Here is a 19,545-nt window from a genome sequence, read left to right as displayed (position 1 = left end):
GCCGCCGCCCGCCCCTCGACCCGCACGCCGGTACGGGAACCGGCAACGGTCCATAGGGAACGAGCCACGGAATCGGGGGTTCCTGTCCCCTATTGAGGGATCGTTTCACCCGTACGGAGTAAAAGTGCTCAAGGCGCAGGAAGGGACCATCTTCCGCCCCCTACGGTCCACGGATGACGAGCAGCAGTCCGGAGACCTCGACCCGCACCATCGGCGCGCACCGCGCGCAACGGGAGGAGCGCGACCGCGGTGCCGCGCGCACGCTGGCGCAGCGGCCGCTCGCGCGCTACGAGCCGTACCTGGACGGACTGTTCACCTACTGCGTGTCCGTGCTGTGCGACCACGAGACGGCGACCGCGGCCCTCGGCGACGTCCTCGCGCTCGCCGAGAAGCGCGGCGGCCCGGACGCGGACGGCGACCGCAGGTCCTGGCTGTACGCGCTGGCCCGCTGGGCCTGTCTGCGCAAGCTGGCCGAGGCCAAGCAGAAACGTCAGGCCACGCACGCGGCGGGACGCCACGGAGCCGCCCAGGAGCCGGCCGAACCCCCGGTCTCCGAGGAGGCCCAGGAGGGGCGGCGCCGCGAACTCGCCCTGCTGGCCTGGCCGGAGGCGGCCGGTACGACCCCCGAGCAGCGCGAGGCGCTCGAACTCGCCGTACGCCACCACCTCGCCGCCCACGAGGTCGCCGCCGTCCTCGGCATGGACCTCGCAGGCACCCGCGAACTGCTCGCCTCCGCCGCCTGCGAGGTCGAGCGCACCCGCGCGGCCCTCGCCGTCGTCGAGACCGGCGACTGCCCGAGCGTGGCCCGGCTCACCGGCGACAACCAGTTCGTGCTGAGCTCCGCACTGCGCCGCGAGCTCGTGAGGCACGTCGACGACTGCCCGCGCTGCCGGCGCAGCGCCGAGCGGGCGATCCCGGGCCGCTGGCCCGGCGCCATGACCACGCCGGCCGAGCTCCCCGTCCTCGAAGCTCCGCGCGCGGCCCTGCACATGGCACTCGCGCGCCATCCACGCGCGCGTGGCGCCGCCGTGCCCCGTTTCGACCGGCGCGGCTTTCCGATGGACCCCAAGGACCGAGCCGCCCGTCGCGACCGGCTCCGCGCGCGTGCCGTCACCACGACCGTCGTCGCCACCGTGGTGGCCGCTCCCGTGCTCGCCCTGTGGGCCGCCTACCGGGGCGGCCCAGGCGAGGGCGCCGAAGGCCACTCCGCCAGTGCCAGCCAGGCGCACGCCCCCGGTACCCCGGACGGCGAGACGGCGAGCGGCGGCTACGAGAACGCGGGCAACGCGTCCGTCGAAGCCGGCCCCCGTTTCGCCAAGGACGGCAGCCCCGATGTCTCCGTGGGGGTCGTCAGTGTCGCAGGCGCCGACAAGAAGGGCGCCGGACACCTCCAGGTCGCCGCCGACAACAGCGGCGACACCACCTTGGTCACCCTCACCGCGACCGGCGACGCCCCGGTCCGCTGGTCGGCCGTCACGGGGGCCTCCTGGCTCTACCTCAGCCAGTCCTCGGGAACCCTGAAACCCGGCGGGTCGTTGACGATCAAGGTGTACGTCGACCACCTTCGCGAGCCGTCCGGCCCCTGGAGCGCGCGTGTGGCGATCTCACCGGCCGGCGCCGTCGTCACCATCCAGGGCTACGGCACGGCACCCGCACCGACCGCCCCGGCCACCCCCGGCGTTCCGACGGCTGCCCCGCCCGGTCCCGGCCCCAGCGCCACGGCCTCACCGCCGTCGGACCCCACACCCAGCGACCCACCGCCCTCGTCCCCGGATCCTGATCCGACCCCGACACCCCCCGCACCGTCCGACCCACCGAGCGCGACACCCCCGCAGGCGGACGGCGGCGACCCGAGCCCGACCCAGACCTAGCCGATGCCTAGGGGTGCCGGTGGAGGGGAGTGGGGCGAAGGACGCCGGTCGTCATGCGTGCCGGTCGAGGAATGCCGGACCCGGGGTGCGCGTCGTGTGCGGTGTCGCCCGGCGGTTCCGTCGCCGCCGGAGCGCGTTCCACGGCAGAGGGAGCCTTCATCGACCACCGCGCGCCCACGCTCCGGGACCGTCGGTGCGCGTCGCCCCCCTACGGCCGGCCCCCTATGGCTGGGATCCCGCGGCCCGTCACGCCGCACGCCTGGGCGCCGTCCGTCCCGTCACCCCCAGCACACATGGGATCCCGCGGCTCCCGTCACCAGCCCCCGTCGCCCCGCGCCGAGACCGGAACCCACGCCCCCGGCGCCGCCGCTCCCCGCCCAGCGCTCAGCCGACCGGATCCGCCGGATGCGGTGCCAGCAGGGGCAGCTGGGAGGCCAGGCGTTCCTCGCACAGTTCGACCAGGCGGTCGTAGCCCGCCTTGCCCATCAGCTCGATCAGCTCGGGGCGGTAGGACACGTACACCGGGTCGCCTGCGCCGTGCGCCGAGGTCGCCGAGGTGCACCACCAGTGCAGGTCGTGGCCGCCCGGACCCCAGCCGCGCCGGTCGTACTCGCCGATCGACACCTGCAGCACGCGCGTGTCGTCGGGCCGGTCGATCCACTCGTACGTCCGTCGCACCGGGAGCTGCCAGCAGACGTCCGGCTTGGTCTCCAGCGGCTCGCGGCCCTCCTTCAGGGCCAGGATGTGCAGTGAGCAGCCCGCGCCGCCCGCGAAGCCGGGACGGTTCTGGAAGATGCAGGAGCCCTGGAAGGGCCGGGTCTGCCGGTCGCCGTCCTCGTCCAGAGAGGTCCAGCCGTTCCGCGTGCCCTCGTCGTGGTGCTGCCAGATCTCCGGAGTGAGTCGCGCCACATGCCCGGCGACCCGCTTCTCGTCGTCCTCGTCGGAGAAGTGGGCACCCAACGTGCAGCACCCGTCGTCCGCCCGGCCCGCCTGGATGCCCTGGCAGCCGCTGCCGAAGATGCAGTTCCACCGAGAGGTCAGCCATGTCAGATCGCACCGGAAGACCTGCTCGTCGTCCGCCGGATCCGGGAACTCCACCCACGCGCGCGCGAAGTCGAGCCCCTTCTCGTCGGCCCTCAGAGCCTTCCGTGACTGCTTCGATGGCTTCACCCGCGAAGGACCGCCGGAAGATTCGGCCGTTTTGTCGTCCTTCACCTTTTTCGTCTTTGGCACGTGTCCAGGGTAAGTCGCCCAAGGCCCCTCCGGAGACAGCCGAACGCCCAGCTGGCAGTAGCGTGCCCTCCATGAGACTCGGTGTCCTCGACGTGGGATCGAACACGGTGCACCTCCTGGTGGTGGATGCGCACCCCGGCGCACGCCCCCTGCCCGCGCACTCGCACAAGGCGGAACTGCGCCTTGCCCAACTCCTCGACGAGGCCGGGGCGATCGGTCCCGAGGGCGTCGAGAAACTGGTCTCGGTCGTCAACGACGCGCTCCAGGCCGCCGAGGACAAGGGCGTCGTGGACCTGCTCCCGTTCGCCACCTCCGCCGTCCGCGAGGCCAGCAACGCCGACGACGTCCTCGCGCGCGTGCAGGCCGAGACCGGCGTCGAACTCCAGGTCCTCACCGGCGCCGAGGAGGCCCGCCTCACCTTCCTCGCCGCCCGCCGCTGGTTCGGCTGGTCGGCCGGCAAGCTCCTGGTCCTCGACATCGGGGGCGGCTCCCTGGAGATCGCCTACGGCATCGACGAGGAACCGGACGCGGCGGTCTCCCTGCCGCTCGGCGCGGGCCGCCTCACCGCGGGCTGGCTCCCCGGCGACCCCCCGGAGCCGGACGCCATACGGGCCCTGCGGCGTCACGTCCGTGCCCAGATCGCTCACACGGTCGGCGAGTTCAGCCGCTTCGGCGCCCCCGACCACGTGGTCGCCACGTCGAAGACCTTCAAGCAGCTGGCCCGCCTGGCAGGCGCCGCCCGCTCCACCGAGGGCCTCTACGTCCAGCGCGAACTCAAGCGCGAGTCCCTGGAGGCCTGGGTCCCGAGGCTGGCGGGCATGACGACGGAGCAGCGGTCGGAGTTGCCGGGCGTCTCGGAGGGCCGGGCGAACCAACTCCTGGCCGGCGCGTTGGTGGCGGAGGGCGCGATGGACCTGTTCGGGGTGGAGACGGTGGAAATCTGCCCCTGGGCGCTCAGGGAGGGCGTGATCCTGCGTCGGCTTGACCACATGGGTTCAGCGGAGAGCTTGTAGAGGCGCGGGGCTGTGTCGATCTGCGGCTCCACCGCGGGGCGCGACAAGCCACAACGCACCCGCACCCGCTCCCGTGGCAAACACCACAACGGCGAATAGGCGCCCCACACCCACCCCTGCGAACCCTTTAGGCTGACGACCGTGGCAGAACCAGTCGTACGGATCCCGGACGCGAAGGTCGCCCTCTCGACGGCCTCGGTCTACCCGGAGTCGACGGCGACGGCCTTCGAGATCGCCGCACGCCTCGGATACGACGGCGTCGAGGTCATGGTGTGGACCGACCCGGTCAGCCAGGACATCCAAGCCCTGCGCCGCCTCTCCGACTACCACGGCATCCCCGTACTCGCCGTGCATGCCCCCTGCCTGCTCATCACGCAGCGCGTGTGGTCGACAGACCCCTGGGTCAAGCTCCAGCGCGCCCAGGCGGCTGCCGAGAAGCTCGGGGCGAGCACGGTCGTCGTGCACCCGCCGTTCCGCTGGCAGCGCCAGTACGCCCGCGACTTCGTCAGCGGGATCTGGCGCATGGCGAACGAGACGGACGTACGGTTCGCCGTCGAGAACATGTACCCCTGGCGCTACCGCGACCGCGAGATGCTCGCCTACGCCCCCGACTGGGACGTCACCAAGGACGACTACCGGCACTTCACCATCGACCTCAGCCACGCGGCGACCTCCCGGACCGACGCGATGCAGATGGTCGACCGGATGGGGGACCGGCTCGGCCACGTCCACCTCGCCGACGGCAGGGGGTCCGCGAAGGACGAGCACCTCGTGCCGGGGCGCGGCAACCAGCCCTGCGCCGAGCTGCTGGAACGCCTCGCGCTGACCGGCTTCGACGGTCATGTCGTCATCGAGGTCAACACCCGCCGCGCGATGTCAGGCGCCGAACGCGAGGCCGACCTCGCCGAGGCCCTGGCCTTCACCCGCCTCCATCTGGCCTCGGCGATGAAGGTGCCGCGACGATGAAGGTGCCGCGACGATGAGAAACGGTGAGGGCGCTCCCGCGGCGGGCGGCCCGGGCACGAGCAGCCGTGACGGTGCCCCGGCCGTGAGCGACGTCACCGCCCGGAAGCGTGGCCGACCCCGTCGTACGGAATCGGACGCGGCCGGCACCCGTGACCGGATCCTCGCCGCGGCTCGGGAGGAGTTCTCCGAGCGCGGCTACGAGAAGACGTCCGTGCGGGGTATCGCCAAGGCCGCAGGCGTCGACTCTGCGCTGGTCCACCACTACTTCGGCACCAAGGAGCAAGTCTTCGAGGCGGCCGTGGAGGTCGCCGCGGCGCCCGCGCTGAGCGCGCCGGACGCGCTCGCCGAGGGGCCTGTGGAGGATGTCGGAGAGCGCTTCACCCGCTTCGTGTTCGGGGTCTGGGAGAACCCGGCGACGCGCATGCCGATTCTGGCGATCGTCCGCTCCGCAGTGAACAACGAGACCGCGGCCACCGTCTTCCGGCGGCTCGTCGCCGCCCAGCTGCTGCGCCGCATCTCCGACCAGCTGGACCTGCCGGACGGGGAGCTGCGGGCCGAGCTGGCGGCCGCGCAGCTCGTGGGCACGGCCATGCTCCGGTACGTGATCAAGGTGGAGCCGCTGGCGTCGGCGGACATCGAGGAGATCATCGCGAGGGTGGCCCCGGTGGTGCAGGGCCATCTGACCGGTCCCTGACGGCGAGACCGGCATCCCGCATTCCGGACACCCCGTCCCGGCCCCTGGATGACCGGCGTACGCTCAATAGCAGCCAGAACTGTCTGAAGGAGCGAGCGACGATGCCCGAGCTGAGGTCCCGCACAGTCACCCACGGCCGCAACATGGCGGGCGCCCGCGCCCTTATGCGCGCCTCCGGTGTACCCGGTGCGGACATCGGCCGTAAGCCGATCATCGCGGTCGCCAACAGCTTCACGGAGTTCGTGCCGGGCCACACCCACCTCCAGCCGGTCGGCCGGATCGTCTCCGAGGCGATCGTCGAGGCCGGCGGCATCCCGCGCGAGTTCAACACGATCGCCGTCGACGACGGCATCGCGATGGGGCACGGGGGAATGCTCTACAGCCTCCCCTCTCGCGACCTGATCGCCGACTCGGTCGAGTACATGGTCGAGGCCCACTGCGCCGACGCCCTGATCTGCATCTCCAACTGCGACAAGATCACCCCGGGCATGCTGAACGCCGCGCTGCGGCTCAACATCCCCACGGTCTTCGTCTCCGGCGGCCCGATGGAGTCCGGCCGCGCGACGCTGGTCGACGGCACGGTCCGCACGCTCGACCTGGTCGACGCGATCTCCGACGCCGTCAACGACAAGATCTCCGACGAGGACATCCTTCGTATCGAGGAGAACGCCTGCCCGACCTGCGGCAGCTGTTCCGGCATGTTCACCGCCAACTCGATGAACTGCCTGACCGAGGCCATCGGTCTCTCCCTCCCCGGCAACGGCTCGGTCCTCGCCACCCACACGGCCCGTAAGCAGCTGTACGTCGACGCGGCGAACACGGTCATGGACATCACCCGGCGCTACTACGAGCAGGACGACGAGACGGTCCTGCCGCGCAACGTCGCCACCTTCGCGGCGTTCGAGAACGCGATGGCGCTGGACATCGCCATGGGCGGCTCCACCAACACGATCCTGCACCTGCTGGCGGCGGCCCAGGAGGCGGAGGTCCCCTTCGGCCTCGACGAGATCAACGCGGTCTCCCGCCGGGTCCCGTGCCTCGCGAAGGTCGCCCCGAACGTCGCGAAGAACCGCACGTACTACATGGAGGACGTGCACCGCGCGGGCGGCATCCCGGCCCTCCTCGGCGAACTGCACCGCGCGGGCCTGCTGAACGAGGACGTCCACTCGGTCCACAGCCCGTCGCTCGGGGACTGGCTGAAGACGTGGGACGTCCGCGGCGGCTCCCCCTCCCCGAAGGCCGTGGAACTGTGGCACGCCGCCCCGGGCTGCGTCCGCTCGGCGGAGGCCTTCTCCCAGTCCGAGCGCTGGGAGGCGCTGGACGAGGACGCGGCCGAGGGCTGCATCCGCTCGGCCGAGCACGCGTACTCCAAGGACGGCGGCCTGGCGGTCCTCAAGGGCAACCTGGCGGTCGACGGCTGTGTCGTGAAGACGGCCGGCGTGGACGAGTCGATCTGGCGGTTCGAGGGCCCGGCGGTCGTCTGCGAGTCGCAGGAGGAGGCCGTCCAGAAGATCCTCACCCAGCAGGTCAAGGAGGGCGACGTCGTCGTCATCCGCTACGAGGGCCCCAAGGGCGGCCCCGGCATGCAGGAGATGCTCTACCCGACCTCGTACCTGAAGGGCCGCGGCCTCGGCAAGGCCTGTGCCCTGGTCACCGACGGCCGCTTCTCCGGCGGCACGTCCGGTCTCTCCATCGGCCACGCCTCCCCGGAGGCGGCGGCCGGCGGCACCATCGCCCTCGTCGAGGACGGCGACCGCATCCGCATCGACATCCCGGCCCGCACGATCGAGCTCCTGGTCGACGACGCCGAACTGGCGCGTCGCGAGGCGGCTCTGGGCGGCGTGTACGCCCCGAAGAACCGCGAGCGCAAGGTCTCGGCGGCGCTGCGGGCGTACGCGGCGATGGCCACCAGCGCCGATAAGGGCGCGGTGCGGGACGTGTCGAAGCTGGGCTGAGGTTCCCTCCGGGACACCCGGGGCCGTCCCTTCGGGGGCGGCCCCTTTTTGTTGCCGTCGGCCGAGGGGCTACGGCGTCACCACTCCGAGGGCTCGCCCGCGTCCACGGCGAAGACGGTGCCGTCGGGAGCGGTGGCGTAGACACGGCCATCGGCGAGGGAGGGCTGGGGCAGCGCCGCCGCCACCCGGTCCGCGTTGGTGCCGAGCCGTGCCGGTGTCTGCCCGGTGAGGGTTCCCGTGCGCGCGTCCACGGCCAGCAGCCGCCCGTCGGCGGCGGTGAGGAAGACCCGGCTGCCGTCGGTGACCGGGGCCGAACCCCGGCTCACGGACGTCTCGATGTGCCACAACTGCTTCCGTGCGTCGACGTCGACGGCCTCCAGGGCACCGCCGGCGGCCAGTACATAGACGACCTGGCCGTGCACCGTGGCCTGGGTGTCCTGACGGGGCACGGGCAGAGCCACCGTGCGCGTCGCCCCGGACTCGGGGGTGTAGCGGACCACGGCCTTCGTATAGCCGTAGACCTGGTCGACGGAGAGGAAGAAGACGGATCCGCCCGCGGAACCCACGGGCGTCAGCGCACCCTTGAGGTCCTCGTCCCACCGCACGTCCCCCGTGACCGGGTCCACGGCGGTGACACGGGTGCTGGACTGGCTGTCCGACGTGCTCGTCAGATACGCCAGCGGATCTCCGGTGAAGGCGAGGAAGGACGGCGCGCTGTGGCCCGGCACCTTCCGGCTCCACTTGCTGTCGCCGGACGCGCTGTCCACGCCGGTCACCGTCCCGTCCGCCCCGGTGAGCAGGAGCATGCCGCCGACCTGCCGTATGCCGCTGTACGTCGGCACGTCCCGCTGCCAGCGGGTACGGCCCGTGGCGGGGTCGAGCGCCTCCAGGTGGCTGCCGTTGTCGGCCAGCGGCTGCACCAGGCCACCGGACAGGACCGGCGGGACGCTCCACCGGGTCGTGTCGGCGGAGTGGCGCCACAGCAGGCGGCCGTCCGAGGGGTCGAGGGCGAACACCAGCCCCGCCCGGACGCACAGCAGCTTCTCCGCCCCGTACGAGCACTGCGGTGTGCCCTTGCCGCCGGACACGGGCTTCGCCGCCCAGGCGCGGAACCCGGTCGCCCCGGCCTGCGGGGTGCTGGTGTCCGCGGGCGCGGGGTCGTCGCCGCCGAGCGCCTGGACCGACGCGAACACACCGCCCGCCACGAGGAGGAGTGCCCCGGCGCCGATCAGAACAGCCCGGCGCAGCCGTCGTACGGGCTGCCGTACCGGCGACACCGCAGGCTCCGGCTCGGCAGGTTCGGGCTCGGGCCGCGGCTGGTCACCCGAGCGCTGCGTCGGTATGAACGCCTGTGTGTCGTACGAGGCAGCGACGGACCGCAGCTCGCGCATCAACTCGTCGGGCGTGGGCCGGTCCTCGGGCTCCTTGGCGAGGCACCGCACGATGAGCGGCGCGAGGTTGGCCGGTACGTCGGTCAGGTCCGGCTCGTCGTGCACGACCTGATAGGCGACGACGTACGGGCTGTCGGAGTCGAACGGCCCGCGCCCGGTCGCCGCGTGCACCATGACCGAACCGAGAGCGAAGATGTCGGCGGCGGGTCCGACCTCCCGCGGCCGCCGGAACTGCTCGGGCGCCATGAACGGCGGAGTCCCGATCAACTTCCCTGTCTCGGTGCGCAGTTCGCTGTCCTTTGGCCGAGAAATGCCGAAGTCGATGACCTTCGGCCCGTCCTCGGCAAGCAGCACGTTGCTCGGCTTGAGATCCCGGTGGACCACACCCACCCGATGGATGTCGCGCAGCGCCTCCGCGAGCCCGGCCATCAGCCGGCGCAGCTCGGCGGGCGCCATCGGGCCGTTCCGCTTCACCTCGTCGGAGAGCGTCGGCCCGGGAATGAACAGCGTGGCCATCCAGGGCCGTTCGGCATCGGGATCGGCATCGACGACGGACGCGGTGAACGCCCCGCTCACCTTCCGCGCCGCGGCCACCTCCTGCCGAAAACGCCCCCTGAACTCGGGATCCCTGGCGAACTCCGCGTGTACGACCTTCACCGCGAGCTTCATCCCCGAGGTGCTGCGGGCGACGTGCACGACACCCATGCCGCCGGAGCCGAGGCATGACTCCAGCCGGTAGTGACCGGCGTACTCGGGAAGTTCCGCTTCCGCGCCCGCTCCGGTGTTGCCCTGTGGCGCCATGGAACCACCCCCGTGCTGATCGTCCGCGCGCGCGACGCACGGAGCCTAGTCGATGACTCGTACGAGACAGAGGCGGCTTGCTAGTCTCCGCGTGCGAGTTGCGTACATGTGTTTCATGGCGTGATTTAGGGGAATCAACGGGACCCCATGGCAGTCATGGGGATCAACGGGGGAGGAACACCATGTCTGTTGACCGTGCCGAAGAGATCGAGGGCGGCGAGAGCCAGACCGTCACGGCGGCCGCTGCCGTGACCGCGGCCGTGCACTACTACTCGGTCGCGCCGGGCTACCGCCTCAACGTCCGCCGGGGCCCCGGCACGCAGTACAGCATCGCCCGTGTCCTGCCCGAGGGCGCCCAGATCCCGATCTACTGCCAGACGCCGGGCACCTCGGTGGCCGGCCCCTACGGCACCTCGAACATCTGGGACAACATCGCCAACGGCGAGTTCGTCTCGGACGCCTATGTGCTCACCGGCAGCGACGGCTACGTGGCCTCGCGCTGCTCCTGATCCACGACCTGATCCACGACCTGATCCCCGGAGGGAGCCCGCCCTCGTCCCGGAGCCATAATCGTCCCGTGAGCGACGAATCCGGCACCCAGGACACATCCGCGGGCTCCCCAGCGGGCGGCCCCCGCCCCGAACCGATCCGCTTCTTCGGCACGACCTGGGTGGACCACGACAACGGCTACGCTCCCCGCCGCGTCGGTGCCTCGCTCGGCTCCCTCGCCGCCGCCGTCGCCTCCTGTCTGGTCCTCCGCTTCGCCTACGAGGGTCTCCAGATCGCCGACACCGGCAGCTTCGTGACCGTCCTCGTCATCGCGATGTTCGCCATCTGCAGCGCGCTGGCCTTCCGCAACACCTGGGACGGCTTCGGCAAGCGCCCCGACCCCGACCGCCAGGCCTCTCTTCGCGGCCTGCTCGCCATCGGGTTCGTCGGATCCCTGCTCGCCTATTTCCTCCGCTCCCTCATGGAGGCACCGGGGGAGAAGCTCCATCGGGAGGAGCACGAGGAGGCGCTCCGGCGGTACGAGAAGCAGGGCGCACGCCGTACCGGGAACCCGTCGAAGAAGAAACGTCGCCGCTGAGAGTTGCCGCGTGCCGCCCTCACGCGTCCGCGGGGCCCGCGTGGCTGGTCGCGCTCACGCGGCGGAGCCGCACCTCGACACAACCCCGCCTCCCTTCAAGAGTGCTTCTCCTTCAGGGCGCTTCTCACCGAAAACTCACCGCTCGTCACCCCCACTCCCGCCACCATGGCCCTATGACCGCCTCCTCCCACACCACCCGGGCCCACTCCTTCAACGCGGCCGCGGCCCAGTACGCCGCCAACCGCCCCTCCTACCCGCCCGCCCTCTTCGACGCCGTCGAGGAACTCGCCGGCCGTGCCCTGGCAGGAGCCCGGGTCGCCGACGTCGGAGCCGGTACCGGGATCGCGACCGCGCTGATGCACGCCCGGGGCGCCGAGGTCGCCGCGGTCGAACCCGGTGACGGCATGGCCGAGCAGTTCCGTCGGACCCACCCCGGCATACCGGTCGTCAGGGGAGACGGCAACGACCTCCCCCTCCTCACGGACTCCGTCGACTTCCTGACCTACGCCCAGTCCTGGCACTGGACCGACGTCGCCCGCTCGGTCCCGGAGGCCCTTCGCGTGCTGCGCCCGGGCGGGGCGCTGGCGCTGTGGTGGAACACCTACGCCCTCGACGTCGCGTGGATCGCCGGACAGGTCGGCCGAGTCGCGGAACACTTCAAGGACTACGGCGCCCACCCGGCCGTCGAGGTGAACGGCAGCGGGGCCCGGTCCGCCCTGGCCGACCCCAGCGGCCGCCTGGACTTCGCCCACCGCGTGGTCCGCTGGAGCCGCCGCGTGCCCCTCGACACCCACCTCGCCAACATCGGCAGCCACTCGATGTTCCTGGTCGCGGGTGAGGAACACGCGGGCGTCTTCCTCACCGAGGAGCGGCGGATCCTGCTGGAGCTCTTCCCGGACGGAACCGTCGAGGAGACCTACGACGTCGAGCTGCTGGTCGCCGTCAACCCCTGACCCCGCGCCGCGGCCCACCCCTCCAGGGCCGCCTCGCACGCGTGGTCCAGATGCCGCAGCCCGCCCAGCTCCAGCCGCACGACACGGTCCCGCGGCAGCGCCTCCAACGCGTCCAGCAGCTTCGGCAGCCGCAGGAACGTGGCATGCCCCAGCACCTGTACGACGATCCCCGCCTCCCCCCGGTCCTCGATCTCCACGTGCACATGGCTGACGTCCCACGCCGTCTTGGCCACGGCCAGCGCCAGCCCCACCAGCACGCCCTCGAAGAGGTTTCCCACGACGATCGCCACCGCCGTCACCCCGAGCACGAGCGCCTCGCCCCGGTGCCCCCGCCACAGCGACCGCACCTCCCGCACGGGCACGAGCCTGCACCCGGCGTGCACCAGCAGTGCGGCCAGCGCCGCCACCGGGATCAGCCCGAGCATCCCGGGCAGCACCACGGTGAAGACCAGCAGCCACACCCCGTGCAGCAGCCGTGAGGCCTTGGTCCTGGCCCCCGCCTGCACTCCCCCGAACGGGGTACCCCCAGCCGCGCTCCGCACGATCACCGCCGTCATGGGCAGCGCTCCCAGCAGCCCGCACACCGCGTTCCCCGCGCCCTGCGTCATCAGCTCCCGGTCGTAGGCCGTCCGCCGCCCCGTGTGCAGCCGGTCCACCGCCGCCGTGCTGAACAGCGACTCCGCCGACGCGATCAACGCGAAGGCCACAACGGTCCCGATCACCCCCACTTCCGTCAGCCGCCCGAAGTCCGCCGCCTGCGGCAGCCGTACGGCATCCACCAGTCCCCGCACCTCGACCCGCCGCACTGCCAGGTCGAACACCCCGGTCACCACCGACGCCAGCGCCACCGCCACCAACGGCGCCGGCACCAGCCGAGCTCCCCGCCGCCATCGAGGCCACAGCAGCAGTACGGCCATAGTGGCAGCCCCCACTGACAACGCCGCCGTATCCACCCGACCGGGCAGCGACAGCAGCCCGCCGAGCTTTCCGAGCCCGCTCGCCGGGGCCGCCGCGTCACCCAGCGCGTACACCTGCGCGGCGACCAGTACGAGCCCGATCCCGGCGAGCATCCCCTGTACGACGGCCATGGACACGGCCCGGAACCACCGCCCGAGCCGCAGCGCCCCCAGCACCAACTGCACCAGCCCGGCCCCGAGCACCAACACCCCGAGCGCCCCGACGCCGTACCGGTGCACGGCCTCGTGGACCAGCACGGTCAGTCCCGCCGCCGGCCCGCTCACCCGGAGGCTGCTGCCGGGCAGCGCCCCGGCGACGAGGCCGCCGACGATCCCGGTGACCAGCCCCAGTTCGGCGGGCACACCGGAGGCGATGGCGATGCCCACGCACAGCGGCAGCGCCACTAGAAACACGACGAGAGAAGCGGACAGATCGGCCTTGCCTACGCCACAGCGCATGAACGGAGCACCTCCGGTTGCGAACCGAACGGGAGATGCGTGGGCGTGCCGCACCGGGGGAGTGCGCGGCACTGAAATCCATTGTCGGTAGAGGTAGTTGATCGCGCAGCAGGTTCGCTTGGTCGACGGAGGGAATCGGAGGCGCGCAAGCGGATCACTCGCTTCCGATCACGCCACCACGCGCCTGCGCCGTCGCGTGCACCCGGCTTGACGGGGTCCGTCGGCGGGAGCAGTATTCATCGCATGATGAATAAATTGTCCCGCCCACCCCGCACCGGCGACACCGGCCCCGAGGACAAGGCGGTCCACGCCCGCGACCTCACCGTCGTCCGAGGCCCCCGCACCGTCCTGCGCGGCCTCGCCTTCGACGTCCCGCGCGGCCAGATCACCGGCCTCCTCGGCCCCTCGGGCTGCGGCAAGTCCACGCTGATGCGCTCGATCGTCGGCACCCAGGCCAAGGTCACCGGCACCCTCGACGTCCTCGGCCGCCCCGCGGGCCACCCCACCCTCCGCACCCGCATCGGCTACGTCACCCAGGCCCCCTCCGTCTACGACGACCTGACCGTCCGCCAGAACCTCGACTACTTCGCCTCGATCCTCGCCCCCGGCCGCGCCGCCGCCGACCGCCGCCACTCCGACGTCACCCAGGCCATCACCGACGTCGACCTCACCACCCACGCCGACTCCCTCGCCGGCAACCTCTCCGGAGGCCAACGCAGCCGCGTCTCCCTCGCCGTCGCCCTCCTCGGCACCCCCGAACTCCTCGTCCTCGACGAGCCCACCGTCGGCCTCGACCCGGTCCTGCGCCGCGACCTCTGGAACCTCTTCCACGACATCGCCGCCCGCCGCGGCGCCACCCTCCTCATCTCCTCCCACGTCATGGACGAGGCCGAGCGCTGCCACCGCCTCCTCCTGATGCGCGAGGGCGAGATCCTCGCCGACGACACCCCCGAGGCCCTGCGCACCAGCACCGACTCCGACACCGTCGAGGCAGCCTTCCTCCACCTGGTCGACCAGGCCGTCGAGGCAAGCCGCACCAAGGAGCACACACGATGACCACGACGACCACCCCCACGGCGAGTCTCGCGCCCGCCCCCACCAGCGCCCTCAGCCTCTCCCGCACCACCGCCACCGCGGCCCGGGTCCTGCGCCAGCTCCGCCACGACCCCCGCACCATCGCGATGCTGATCCTGATCCCCTGCGTGATGCTCTTCCTGCTGCGCTACGTCTTCGACGGCAGCCCGCGCACCTTCGACAGCATCGGCGCCTCCCTCCTCGGGATCTTCCCGCTGATCACGATGTTCCTGGTCACCTCCATCGCCACCCTGCGCGAACGCACCTCCGGCACCCTCGAACGCCTGCTCGCCATGCCCCTCGGCAAAGGCGACCTCATCGCCGGCTACGCCCTCGCCTTCGGCACCTTCGCGATCATCCAGTCCGCCCTCGCGACCGGCCTCGCCCTCTGGTTCCTCGGCCTCGACGTCATCGGCAGCCCCTGGCTCCTGCTGCTCGTCGCCCTGCTCGACGCGCTGCTCGGCACCGCCCTCGGCCTCTTCGTCTCGGCCTTCGCGGCCTCCGAGTTCCAGGCCGTCCAGTTCATGCCGGCCGTGATCTTCCCCCAGCTCCTCCTCTGCGGCCTCTTCACCCCCCGCGACAACATGCACCCCGTCCTGGAGGGCATCTCCAACGTCCTGCCGATGTCCTACGCCGTCGACGGCATGAACGAGGTCCTCAAGCACACCGACATGACCGCGACCTTCGTACGCGATGCCCTGATCGTGGCCGGCTGCGCACTGCTGGTCCTGTGCCTGGGCGCGGCGACATTGAGGCGCAGGACGGCTTAGGGCAGGCCGGGAGTGGGGTCGCCGGCCCACGACCCACGTCCCGCCCACCGGACACCCGACCGACCCCCGACGAACCGGTGCCAGACTGAACCGCATGAGCCAGAAAGTCGCAGTCCTCGGCACCGGCAAGATCGGCGAAGCCCTGCTCAGCGGAATGATCCGAGCCGGCTGGGCCCCGGCCGACCTCCTGGTCACCGCCCGCCGCCCCGAGCGAGCCGAAGAACTCCGTACCCGCTACGGAGTCACCCCGGTCAGCAACCCGGAAGCCGCCAAGACCGCCGACACCCTGATCCTCACGGTCAAGCCGCAGGACATGGGCACCCTCCTCGACGAACTCGCCCCGCACGTCCCGGCCGACCGCCTCGTCATCAGCGGCGCCGCCGGAATCCCCACCTCCTTCTTCGAGGAGCGCCTCGCCACCGGCACCCCGGTCGTCCGTGTCATGACCAACACGCCCGCACTGGTCGACGAGGCCATGTCCGTCATCTCCGCCGGCACTCACGCCACCGCCGACCACCTTTCCCACACCGAGGAGATCTTCGGCGCCGTCGGCAAGACGCTCCGCGTCCCCGAGTCCCAGCAGGACGCCTGCACCGCCCTGTCCGGCTCCGGACCGGCGTACTTCTTCTACCTCGTCGAAGCCATGACGGACGCCGGCATCCTGCTCGGCCTGCCCCGCGACAAGGCCCACGACCTGATCGTCCAGTCCGCGATCGGCGCCGCGACCATGCTTCGCGACAGCGGCGAACACCCGGTGAAGCTCCGCGAGAACGTCACGTCCCCCGCCGGCACCACCATCAACGCCATCCGCGAACTCGAGAACCACGGCGTACGAGCCGCCCTCATCGCCGCCCTCGAAGCCGCCCGCGACCGCAGCCGCGCACTGGCCTCCGGCAAGAAGGACTGACGCCCGCAGGGGGCGGCGGTCACCCGGCCGCGTCCACCACTTCCTTCGTGGCCACCACACGAGCGAAGCCGCCCCCATGCAGCGAGACCGCCGACGCCTGCCCCACCTCATCGGCACTCCGCCGCCAGCCGAACGGGCCCTCCAGGTCGAACGTGTACGTCGCGTCATACGCCACCACCACGTCGTACCCCAGATTCCCGCCCATCCGAGCCGTCGTCTCCACGCACATGTTGGTCTGGATCCCCGCCACCACGAACTGCGAGATCCCCTCCGCCCTCAGCCAGGCGTCCAGATCCGGTGTGCCATAGAAGGCCGAATTCACGGTCTTCGTGACCAACAGCTCAGCCCCACCGGCCCCCTTCCCGCGCCGCCGCTCCACGTACTCCTTGAAGCCGTTCCCCTCGTACCCCGTCCGCAACGGCGACTCGGGCTTCCGCGAGTCATGACGTACGAAGACGACCGGCCGCCCCGTCGCCTGCCACACGTCGATCAGCGAAGCGATGTTGTCATCGGCCTCCGGGTTGTTCCGCGGTCCCCAGAAGTCGGCCTCGTCGAAGCCCTTCTGCACGTCCACGACCACCAGCGCTGCGTTCTCTGCGATCTCCATGCCTTCGATCCTGCCGCCGGGAGCCCACCCCACCCAGAGGGCGGAAAGACAGCGATCGATGGTTTACTGCCACCCATGGAGAACGCCGAGGAGAAGCAGAACGCGTACCGCGTCGCCCTGGTCGCCTTCCCCGGCATCCGCGCCTTCGACGTCTCCGTCATCACCGAGGTCTGGGGCACCGACCGCACCAACCGCGGAGCCCCCGCCTTCGACCTGCGCCGAGTCGCCCCCGACACCACACCGGTCCCCATGCGCGGCGGCCTCACCCTCCTTCCCGACCGCACCCTCGACTGGCTCTCCCACGCCGACCTGATCGTGATCCCCGGCCTCGACGACCACCTCACACCCGCACCCACCCCCGTCCGCGACGCCCTTCGCCGCGCACACACCCGCGGCACCACCATCGCCGCCCTCTGCGCCGGCGCCTTCACGCTTGCCCAGGCCGGCCTCCTCGACGGCCGCCGCGCCATCACCCACTGGAACCTGACCGACCTCCTCCGCGCGCACCACCCCCAGGTCACCGTCGTCCCCGACGCCCTCTTCATCGAGGACGACAACATCTGGACAGCGGCCGGCACCGCCGCAGGCATCGACCTCTGTCTCCACCTCGTCCGTCAGGCCCACGGTGCCGAAGCCGCGGCCACCATCGCCCGCTCGATGGTCACCGCGCCCTTCCGCACCGGAACCCAGGCGCAGTTCATCGAGCACCCCACACCGCGCACCGACCGCGACTCCGATGCCCTCGCCGCCGTACGCGAGCACGCCCTGCGCCATCTCCACGAACCGCTCACGGTCGCCGACCTGGCCGCCCACGCAGACATGTCCGCCCGCAGCTTCGCCCGCCACTTCACCGCGGAGACAGGCACGACCCCGCTCCGCTGGCTCCTCGACCAGCGCATCGCCGCAGCCCAGAAGCTCCTTGAGCGCACCGACCTGCCGATGCCCGAGGTCGCCCGCCGAGCCGGCTTCGGCAGCGAGGTCACGATGCGCCAGCACTTCGCATCGCGCCTCGCCACCAGCCCACGCGCCTACCGGGCGGCGTTCAGCACGACCCCGCCGTCGACCGCGCCGGTATCAACGGCATCCGTATCGGAAGCAGCCGGCAGCAGCCCGATCGCGCGATAAGCGGCATCCACGGTCGGTCGCGCCATCGCCCGCGCCCTCTCCGCGCCATCCCGCAGCACCCCCTCCACATAGCCAGGATCCGCGCACAACTCCTTGTGCCTTTCCTGCACGGGCCTCAAGACCTCGACCACGGCCTCGGCGGTGTCCTTCTTCAAGGCGCCGTACGACTCATATACACCGCTCAGCTCCGAAGGGTTCCCACCCGTGCAGGACGCCAGGATCTCCAGCAGATTCGCCAGCCCCGGCCGGGCCTCCCGGTCGTACACGACCTCCCGCCCGCTGTCGGTCACAGCCCGCATGACCTTCTTCCGCACGACATCCGGCTCGTCGAGCAGATAGACGATCCCCGGTCCGGAGTCGTCGGACTTCCCCATCTTCGACGAGGGCTCCTGAAGGTTCATGACCCGCGCGCCCACCTTCGGCAGAGTGGCCCGCGGCACCACGAACGTATAGCCGTACCGCTGGTTGAACCGCACCGCCAGATCCCGCGTCAGCTCCACATGTTGCGCCTGGTCGTCCCCGACCGGCACTTCGTCGGCCCCGTACGCCAGGATGTCCGCCGCCATCAGCACGGGATACGTGAGCAGCGACAGCCGCACACTCCCGCCTCGCGCCCGCTCCCGAGCGGCCTTCTCCCGGTACTGGATCATCCGCCGCATCTCGCCGTCCGTGGCCACGCACTCCAGCACGTACGACAGCCGCGCGTGCTCGTCCACATGACTCTGTACGAACACGGTGCACAGCTCGGGATCCAGTCCCGCCGCGAGCAGCAGCGTCGCCGCCTGCCGACTCAGCCGACGCACCCGCGCCGGATCATGGTCGACGGTCAGGGCGTGCAGGTCGACGATGCAGAACAGCGACTCGGCCCGGTGCTGGTCGACCGTGACCCACTGCCGCATGGCTCCCAGGTAGTTCCCCAGCGTCAGATGCCCCGTCGGCTTGACCCCGCTGAAGACTCGCGTCATCTCTCCACCTCCTGGTCGGGACCGCCGTCCCCGGCCGGCCGACCCTCGGAAGTCCTGGAGGGAGAAACGAGAACGGCCGCCGAGGCGGCGGCCGTTGAGTACGTACGTGAGTACAGGCCGCCGTCAGGCGGCCCACCACTGCTGGGTGCACGTACGCGTAGTCATGGAGCCCAGGGTACGCCTGGAAGGGCCCGCCCGGACCCGAGTTGACACTCCCCGGGCCGGTACGTAGTGTTCTCCGAGTTGTCCGACGTGAGCGTCGACTCCGGTCGGTCCCCGGACAGCCATTCCGCAAGTACCAGCCAACACAACGACGACAGTCGCTCTGTCTGCCGTCGCCGTATTGGCATGCGTATTCGCGAAATGAGGAATCCACGTTCGAAAGGGCGACGGTCCCCCGATTAGCTCGGGAGCCGGGAATCCGCTAAAGTCTCACTCGTCGGAACAGCCCAACGGCCGGGAAGACAAGCCCCGCTGACCGGGGATCAGGCCCGAAAGGATCTGATAGAGTCGGAACCGCCGGAAAGGGAAACGCGGAAGCGGGAACCTGGAAAGCACCGAGGAAATCGGAACCGGAAACGGTCTGGTAGAGTCGGAAACGCAAGACCGAAGGGAAACTGCCCGGAGGAAAGCCCGAGAGGGTGAGTACGAAGGAAGCGTCCGTTCCTTGAGAACTCAACAGCGTGCCAAAAATCAACGCCAGATATGTTGATACCCC

At 71.1% G+C, this 19,545-nt stretch carries 17 protein-coding genes; 12 read left to right on the top strand and 5 right to left on the bottom strand.

Going from position 1 to position 19,545, the window contains the following annotated elements:
- Nucleotides 1-173 precede the first annotated feature (173 nt).
- Complete coding sequence (locus tag ACI2L1_RS11120; RefSeq protein ID WP_404739040.1) at nt 174-1,871, top strand: hypothetical protein; 1,698 nt, start codon at nt 174-176, stop codon at nt 1,869-1,871.
- A 384-nt stretch (nt 1,872-2,255) separates the two neighbouring features.
- On the opposite strand, the gene ACI2L1_RS11115 is transcribed toward ACI2L1_RS11120, so the two are convergent.
- The gene (locus ACI2L1_RS11115) at nt 2,256-3,104 is read right to left on the bottom strand and encodes a hypothetical protein (protein ID WP_404739039.1); all 849 of its coding nucleotides are present in this window, start codon (nt 3,102-3,104) and stop codon (nt 2,256-2,258) included.
- Nucleotides 3,105-3,175: 71 nt separating this feature from the next.
- Between ACI2L1_RS11115 and ACI2L1_RS11110 the strand changes: the two genes are divergently transcribed.
- The 4 genes from ACI2L1_RS11110 (at nt 3,176) to ilvD (ending at nt 7,732) form a co-directional block, all read left to right on the top strand.
- Entirely contained in the window at nt 3,176-4,117 is a 942-nt protein-coding gene (locus tag ACI2L1_RS11110) for a Ppx/GppA family phosphatase (RefSeq protein ID WP_404739038.1), read from the top strand.
- 141 nt (nt 4,118-4,258) lie between these two features.
- Complete coding sequence (locus tag ACI2L1_RS11105; RefSeq protein WP_404739037.1) at nt 4,259-5,083, top strand: sugar phosphate isomerase/epimerase family protein; 825 nt, start codon at nt 4,259-4,261, stop codon at nt 5,081-5,083.
- A gap of 82 nt (nt 5,084-5,165) precedes the next feature.
- Complete coding sequence (locus ACI2L1_RS11100; protein ID WP_404739261.1) at nt 5,166-5,777, top strand: TetR family transcriptional regulator; 612 nt, start codon at nt 5,166-5,168, stop codon at nt 5,775-5,777.
- A 101-nt stretch (nt 5,778-5,878) separates the two neighbouring features.
- On the top strand, nt 5,879-7,732 hold the full coding sequence (gene ilvD / locus ACI2L1_RS11095) for a dihydroxy-acid dehydratase (protein ID WP_404739036.1): 1,854 nt from the start codon (nt 5,879-5,881) through the stop codon (nt 7,730-7,732).
- Nucleotides 7,733-7,809: 77 nt separating this feature from the next.
- On the opposite strand, the gene ACI2L1_RS11090 is transcribed toward ilvD, so the two are convergent.
- Complete coding sequence (locus ACI2L1_RS11090) at nt 7,810-9,924, bottom strand: PQQ-binding-like beta-propeller repeat protein (RefSeq protein WP_404739035.1); 2,115 nt, start codon at nt 9,922-9,924, stop codon at nt 7,810-7,812.
- 182 nt (nt 9,925-10,106) lie between these two features.
- On the opposite strand from ACI2L1_RS11090, the gene ACI2L1_RS11085 reads away from it, so the two are divergent.
- The 3 genes from ACI2L1_RS11085 (at nt 10,107) to ACI2L1_RS11075 (ending at nt 11,964) form a co-directional block, all read left to right on the top strand.
- Nucleotides 10,107-10,433 (top strand): SH3 domain-containing protein, encoded by a 327-nt coding sequence (locus ACI2L1_RS11085; RefSeq protein WP_404739034.1) that lies wholly within the window; start codon nt 10,107-10,109, stop codon nt 10,431-10,433.
- A gap of 68 nt (nt 10,434-10,501) precedes the next feature.
- Complete coding sequence (locus tag ACI2L1_RS11080; RefSeq protein ID WP_404739033.1) at nt 10,502-11,011, top strand: EamA/RhaT family transporter; 510 nt, start codon at nt 10,502-10,504, stop codon at nt 11,009-11,011.
- A gap of 173 nt (nt 11,012-11,184) precedes the next feature.
- Nucleotides 11,185-11,964 carry a class I SAM-dependent methyltransferase gene (locus tag ACI2L1_RS11075; RefSeq protein WP_404739032.1) on the top strand — a complete coding sequence of 260 codons (780 nt, stop codon included), beginning with the start codon at nt 11,185-11,187 and terminating at the stop codon, nt 11,962-11,964.
- Here ACI2L1_RS11075 and ACI2L1_RS11070 read toward each other — a convergent pair.
- Nucleotides 11,928-13,379, bottom strand: coding sequence for a SulP family inorganic anion transporter (locus ACI2L1_RS11070; protein WP_404739031.1), 1,452 nt, complete (start codon nt 13,377-13,379; stop codon nt 11,928-11,930). The genes ACI2L1_RS11075 and ACI2L1_RS11070 overlap by 37 nt on opposite strands.
- Nucleotides 13,380-13,622: 243 nt before the next feature.
- On the opposite strand from ACI2L1_RS11070, the gene ACI2L1_RS11065 reads away from it, so the two are divergent.
- The 3 genes from ACI2L1_RS11065 to proC all read left to right on the top strand — a co-directional run bounded on the left by ACI2L1_RS11065 (nt 13,623) and on the right by proC (nt 16,130).
- A complete protein-coding gene (locus ACI2L1_RS11065; protein WP_404739030.1) occupies nt 13,623-14,435 on the top strand; it encodes an ABC transporter ATP-binding protein in 813 nt (270 codons plus the stop codon).
- Nucleotides 14,432-15,223: an ABC transporter permease gene (locus ACI2L1_RS11060; protein ID WP_404739029.1), complete on the top strand. Its 792-nt coding sequence runs from the start codon at nt 14,432-14,434 to the stop codon at nt 15,221-15,223. Before ACI2L1_RS11065 ends, ACI2L1_RS11060 begins: the two co-directional genes overlap by 4 nt.
- 94 nt (nt 15,224-15,317) lie before the next feature.
- Nucleotides 15,318-16,130 carry a pyrroline-5-carboxylate reductase gene (proC, locus tag ACI2L1_RS11055; RefSeq protein WP_404739028.1) on the top strand — a complete coding sequence of 271 codons (813 nt, stop codon included), beginning with the start codon at nt 15,318-15,320 and terminating at the stop codon, nt 16,128-16,130.
- Nucleotides 16,131-16,149: 19 nt separating this feature from the next.
- Here the strand turns inward: proC and ACI2L1_RS11050 are convergent, their stop codons facing one another.
- Complete coding sequence (locus ACI2L1_RS11050; RefSeq protein WP_404739027.1) at nt 16,150-16,737, bottom strand: cysteine hydrolase family protein; 588 nt, start codon at nt 16,735-16,737, stop codon at nt 16,150-16,152.
- Nucleotides 16,738-16,812: 75 nt separating this feature from the next.
- On the opposite strand from ACI2L1_RS11050, the gene ACI2L1_RS11045 reads away from it, so the two are divergent.
- Nucleotides 16,813-17,862: a GlxA family transcriptional regulator gene (locus ACI2L1_RS11045; protein ID WP_404739026.1), complete on the top strand. Its 1,050-nt coding sequence runs from the start codon at nt 16,813-16,815 to the stop codon at nt 17,860-17,862.
- Here the strand turns inward: ACI2L1_RS11045 and trpS are convergent.
- Entirely contained in the window at nt 17,766-18,827 is a 1,062-nt protein-coding gene (trpS, locus tag ACI2L1_RS11040) for a tryptophan--tRNA ligase (RefSeq protein WP_404739025.1), read from the bottom strand. The genes ACI2L1_RS11045 and trpS overlap by 97 nt on opposite strands.
- Nucleotides 18,828-19,545 lie beyond the last annotated feature (718 nt).

Origin of the sequence: Streptomyces sp. NPDC019531, from assembly GCF_044903305.1 — a bacterium.
Lineage (GTDB): Bacteria > Actinomycetota > Actinomycetes > Streptomycetales > Streptomycetaceae > Streptomyces.
Note: the sequence above shows the minus strand (reverse complement) of the source record. Positions and strands in the feature narration are given on the sequence as shown.

What these genes read in the sequence shown, in the direction of transcription:
- ACI2L1_RS11120 (WP_404739040.1), top strand. Translation starts at nt 174, where the DNA reads ATGACGAGCAGCAGTCCGGAGACCTCGACCCGCACCATCGGCGCGCAC.
- ilvD (WP_404739036.1), top strand. Translation starts at nt 5,879, where the DNA reads ATGCCCGAGCTGAGGTCCCGCACAGTCACCCACGGCCGCAACATGGCG.
- ACI2L1_RS11110 (WP_404739038.1), top strand. Translation starts at nt 3,176, where the DNA reads ATGAGACTCGGTGTCCTCGACGTGGGATCGAACACGGTGCACCTCCTG.
- ACI2L1_RS11070 (WP_404739031.1), bottom strand. Translation starts at nt 13,379, where the DNA reads ATGCGCTGTGGCGTAGGCAAGGCCGATCTGTCCGCTTCTCTCGTCGTG.
- proC (WP_404739028.1), top strand. Translation starts at nt 15,318, where the DNA reads ATGAGCCAGAAAGTCGCAGTCCTCGGCACCGGCAAGATCGGCGAAGCC.
- ACI2L1_RS11075 (WP_404739032.1), top strand. Translation starts at nt 11,185, where the DNA reads ATGACCGCCTCCTCCCACACCACCCGGGCCCACTCCTTCAACGCGGCC.
- ACI2L1_RS11065 (WP_404739030.1), top strand. Translation starts at nt 13,623, where the DNA reads ATGATGAATAAATTGTCCCGCCCACCCCGCACCGGCGACACCGGCCCC.
- ACI2L1_RS11085 (WP_404739034.1), top strand. Translation starts at nt 10,107, where the DNA reads ATGTCTGTTGACCGTGCCGAAGAGATCGAGGGCGGCGAGAGCCAGACC.
- ACI2L1_RS11045 (WP_404739026.1), top strand. Translation starts at nt 16,813, where the DNA reads ATGGAGAACGCCGAGGAGAAGCAGAACGCGTACCGCGTCGCCCTGGTC.
- ACI2L1_RS11090 (WP_404739035.1), bottom strand. Translation starts at nt 9,924, where the DNA reads ATGGCGCCACAGGGCAACACCGGAGCGGGCGCGGAAGCGGAACTTCCC.
- ACI2L1_RS11060 (WP_404739029.1), top strand. Translation starts at nt 14,432, where the DNA reads ATGACCACGACGACCACCCCCACGGCGAGTCTCGCGCCCGCCCCCACC.
- trpS (WP_404739025.1), bottom strand. Translation starts at nt 18,827, where the DNA reads ATGACGCGAGTCTTCAGCGGGGTCAAGCCGACGGGGCATCTGACGCTG.
- ACI2L1_RS11050 (WP_404739027.1), bottom strand. Translation starts at nt 16,737, where the DNA reads ATGGAGATCGCAGAGAACGCAGCGCTGGTGGTCGTGGACGTGCAGAAG.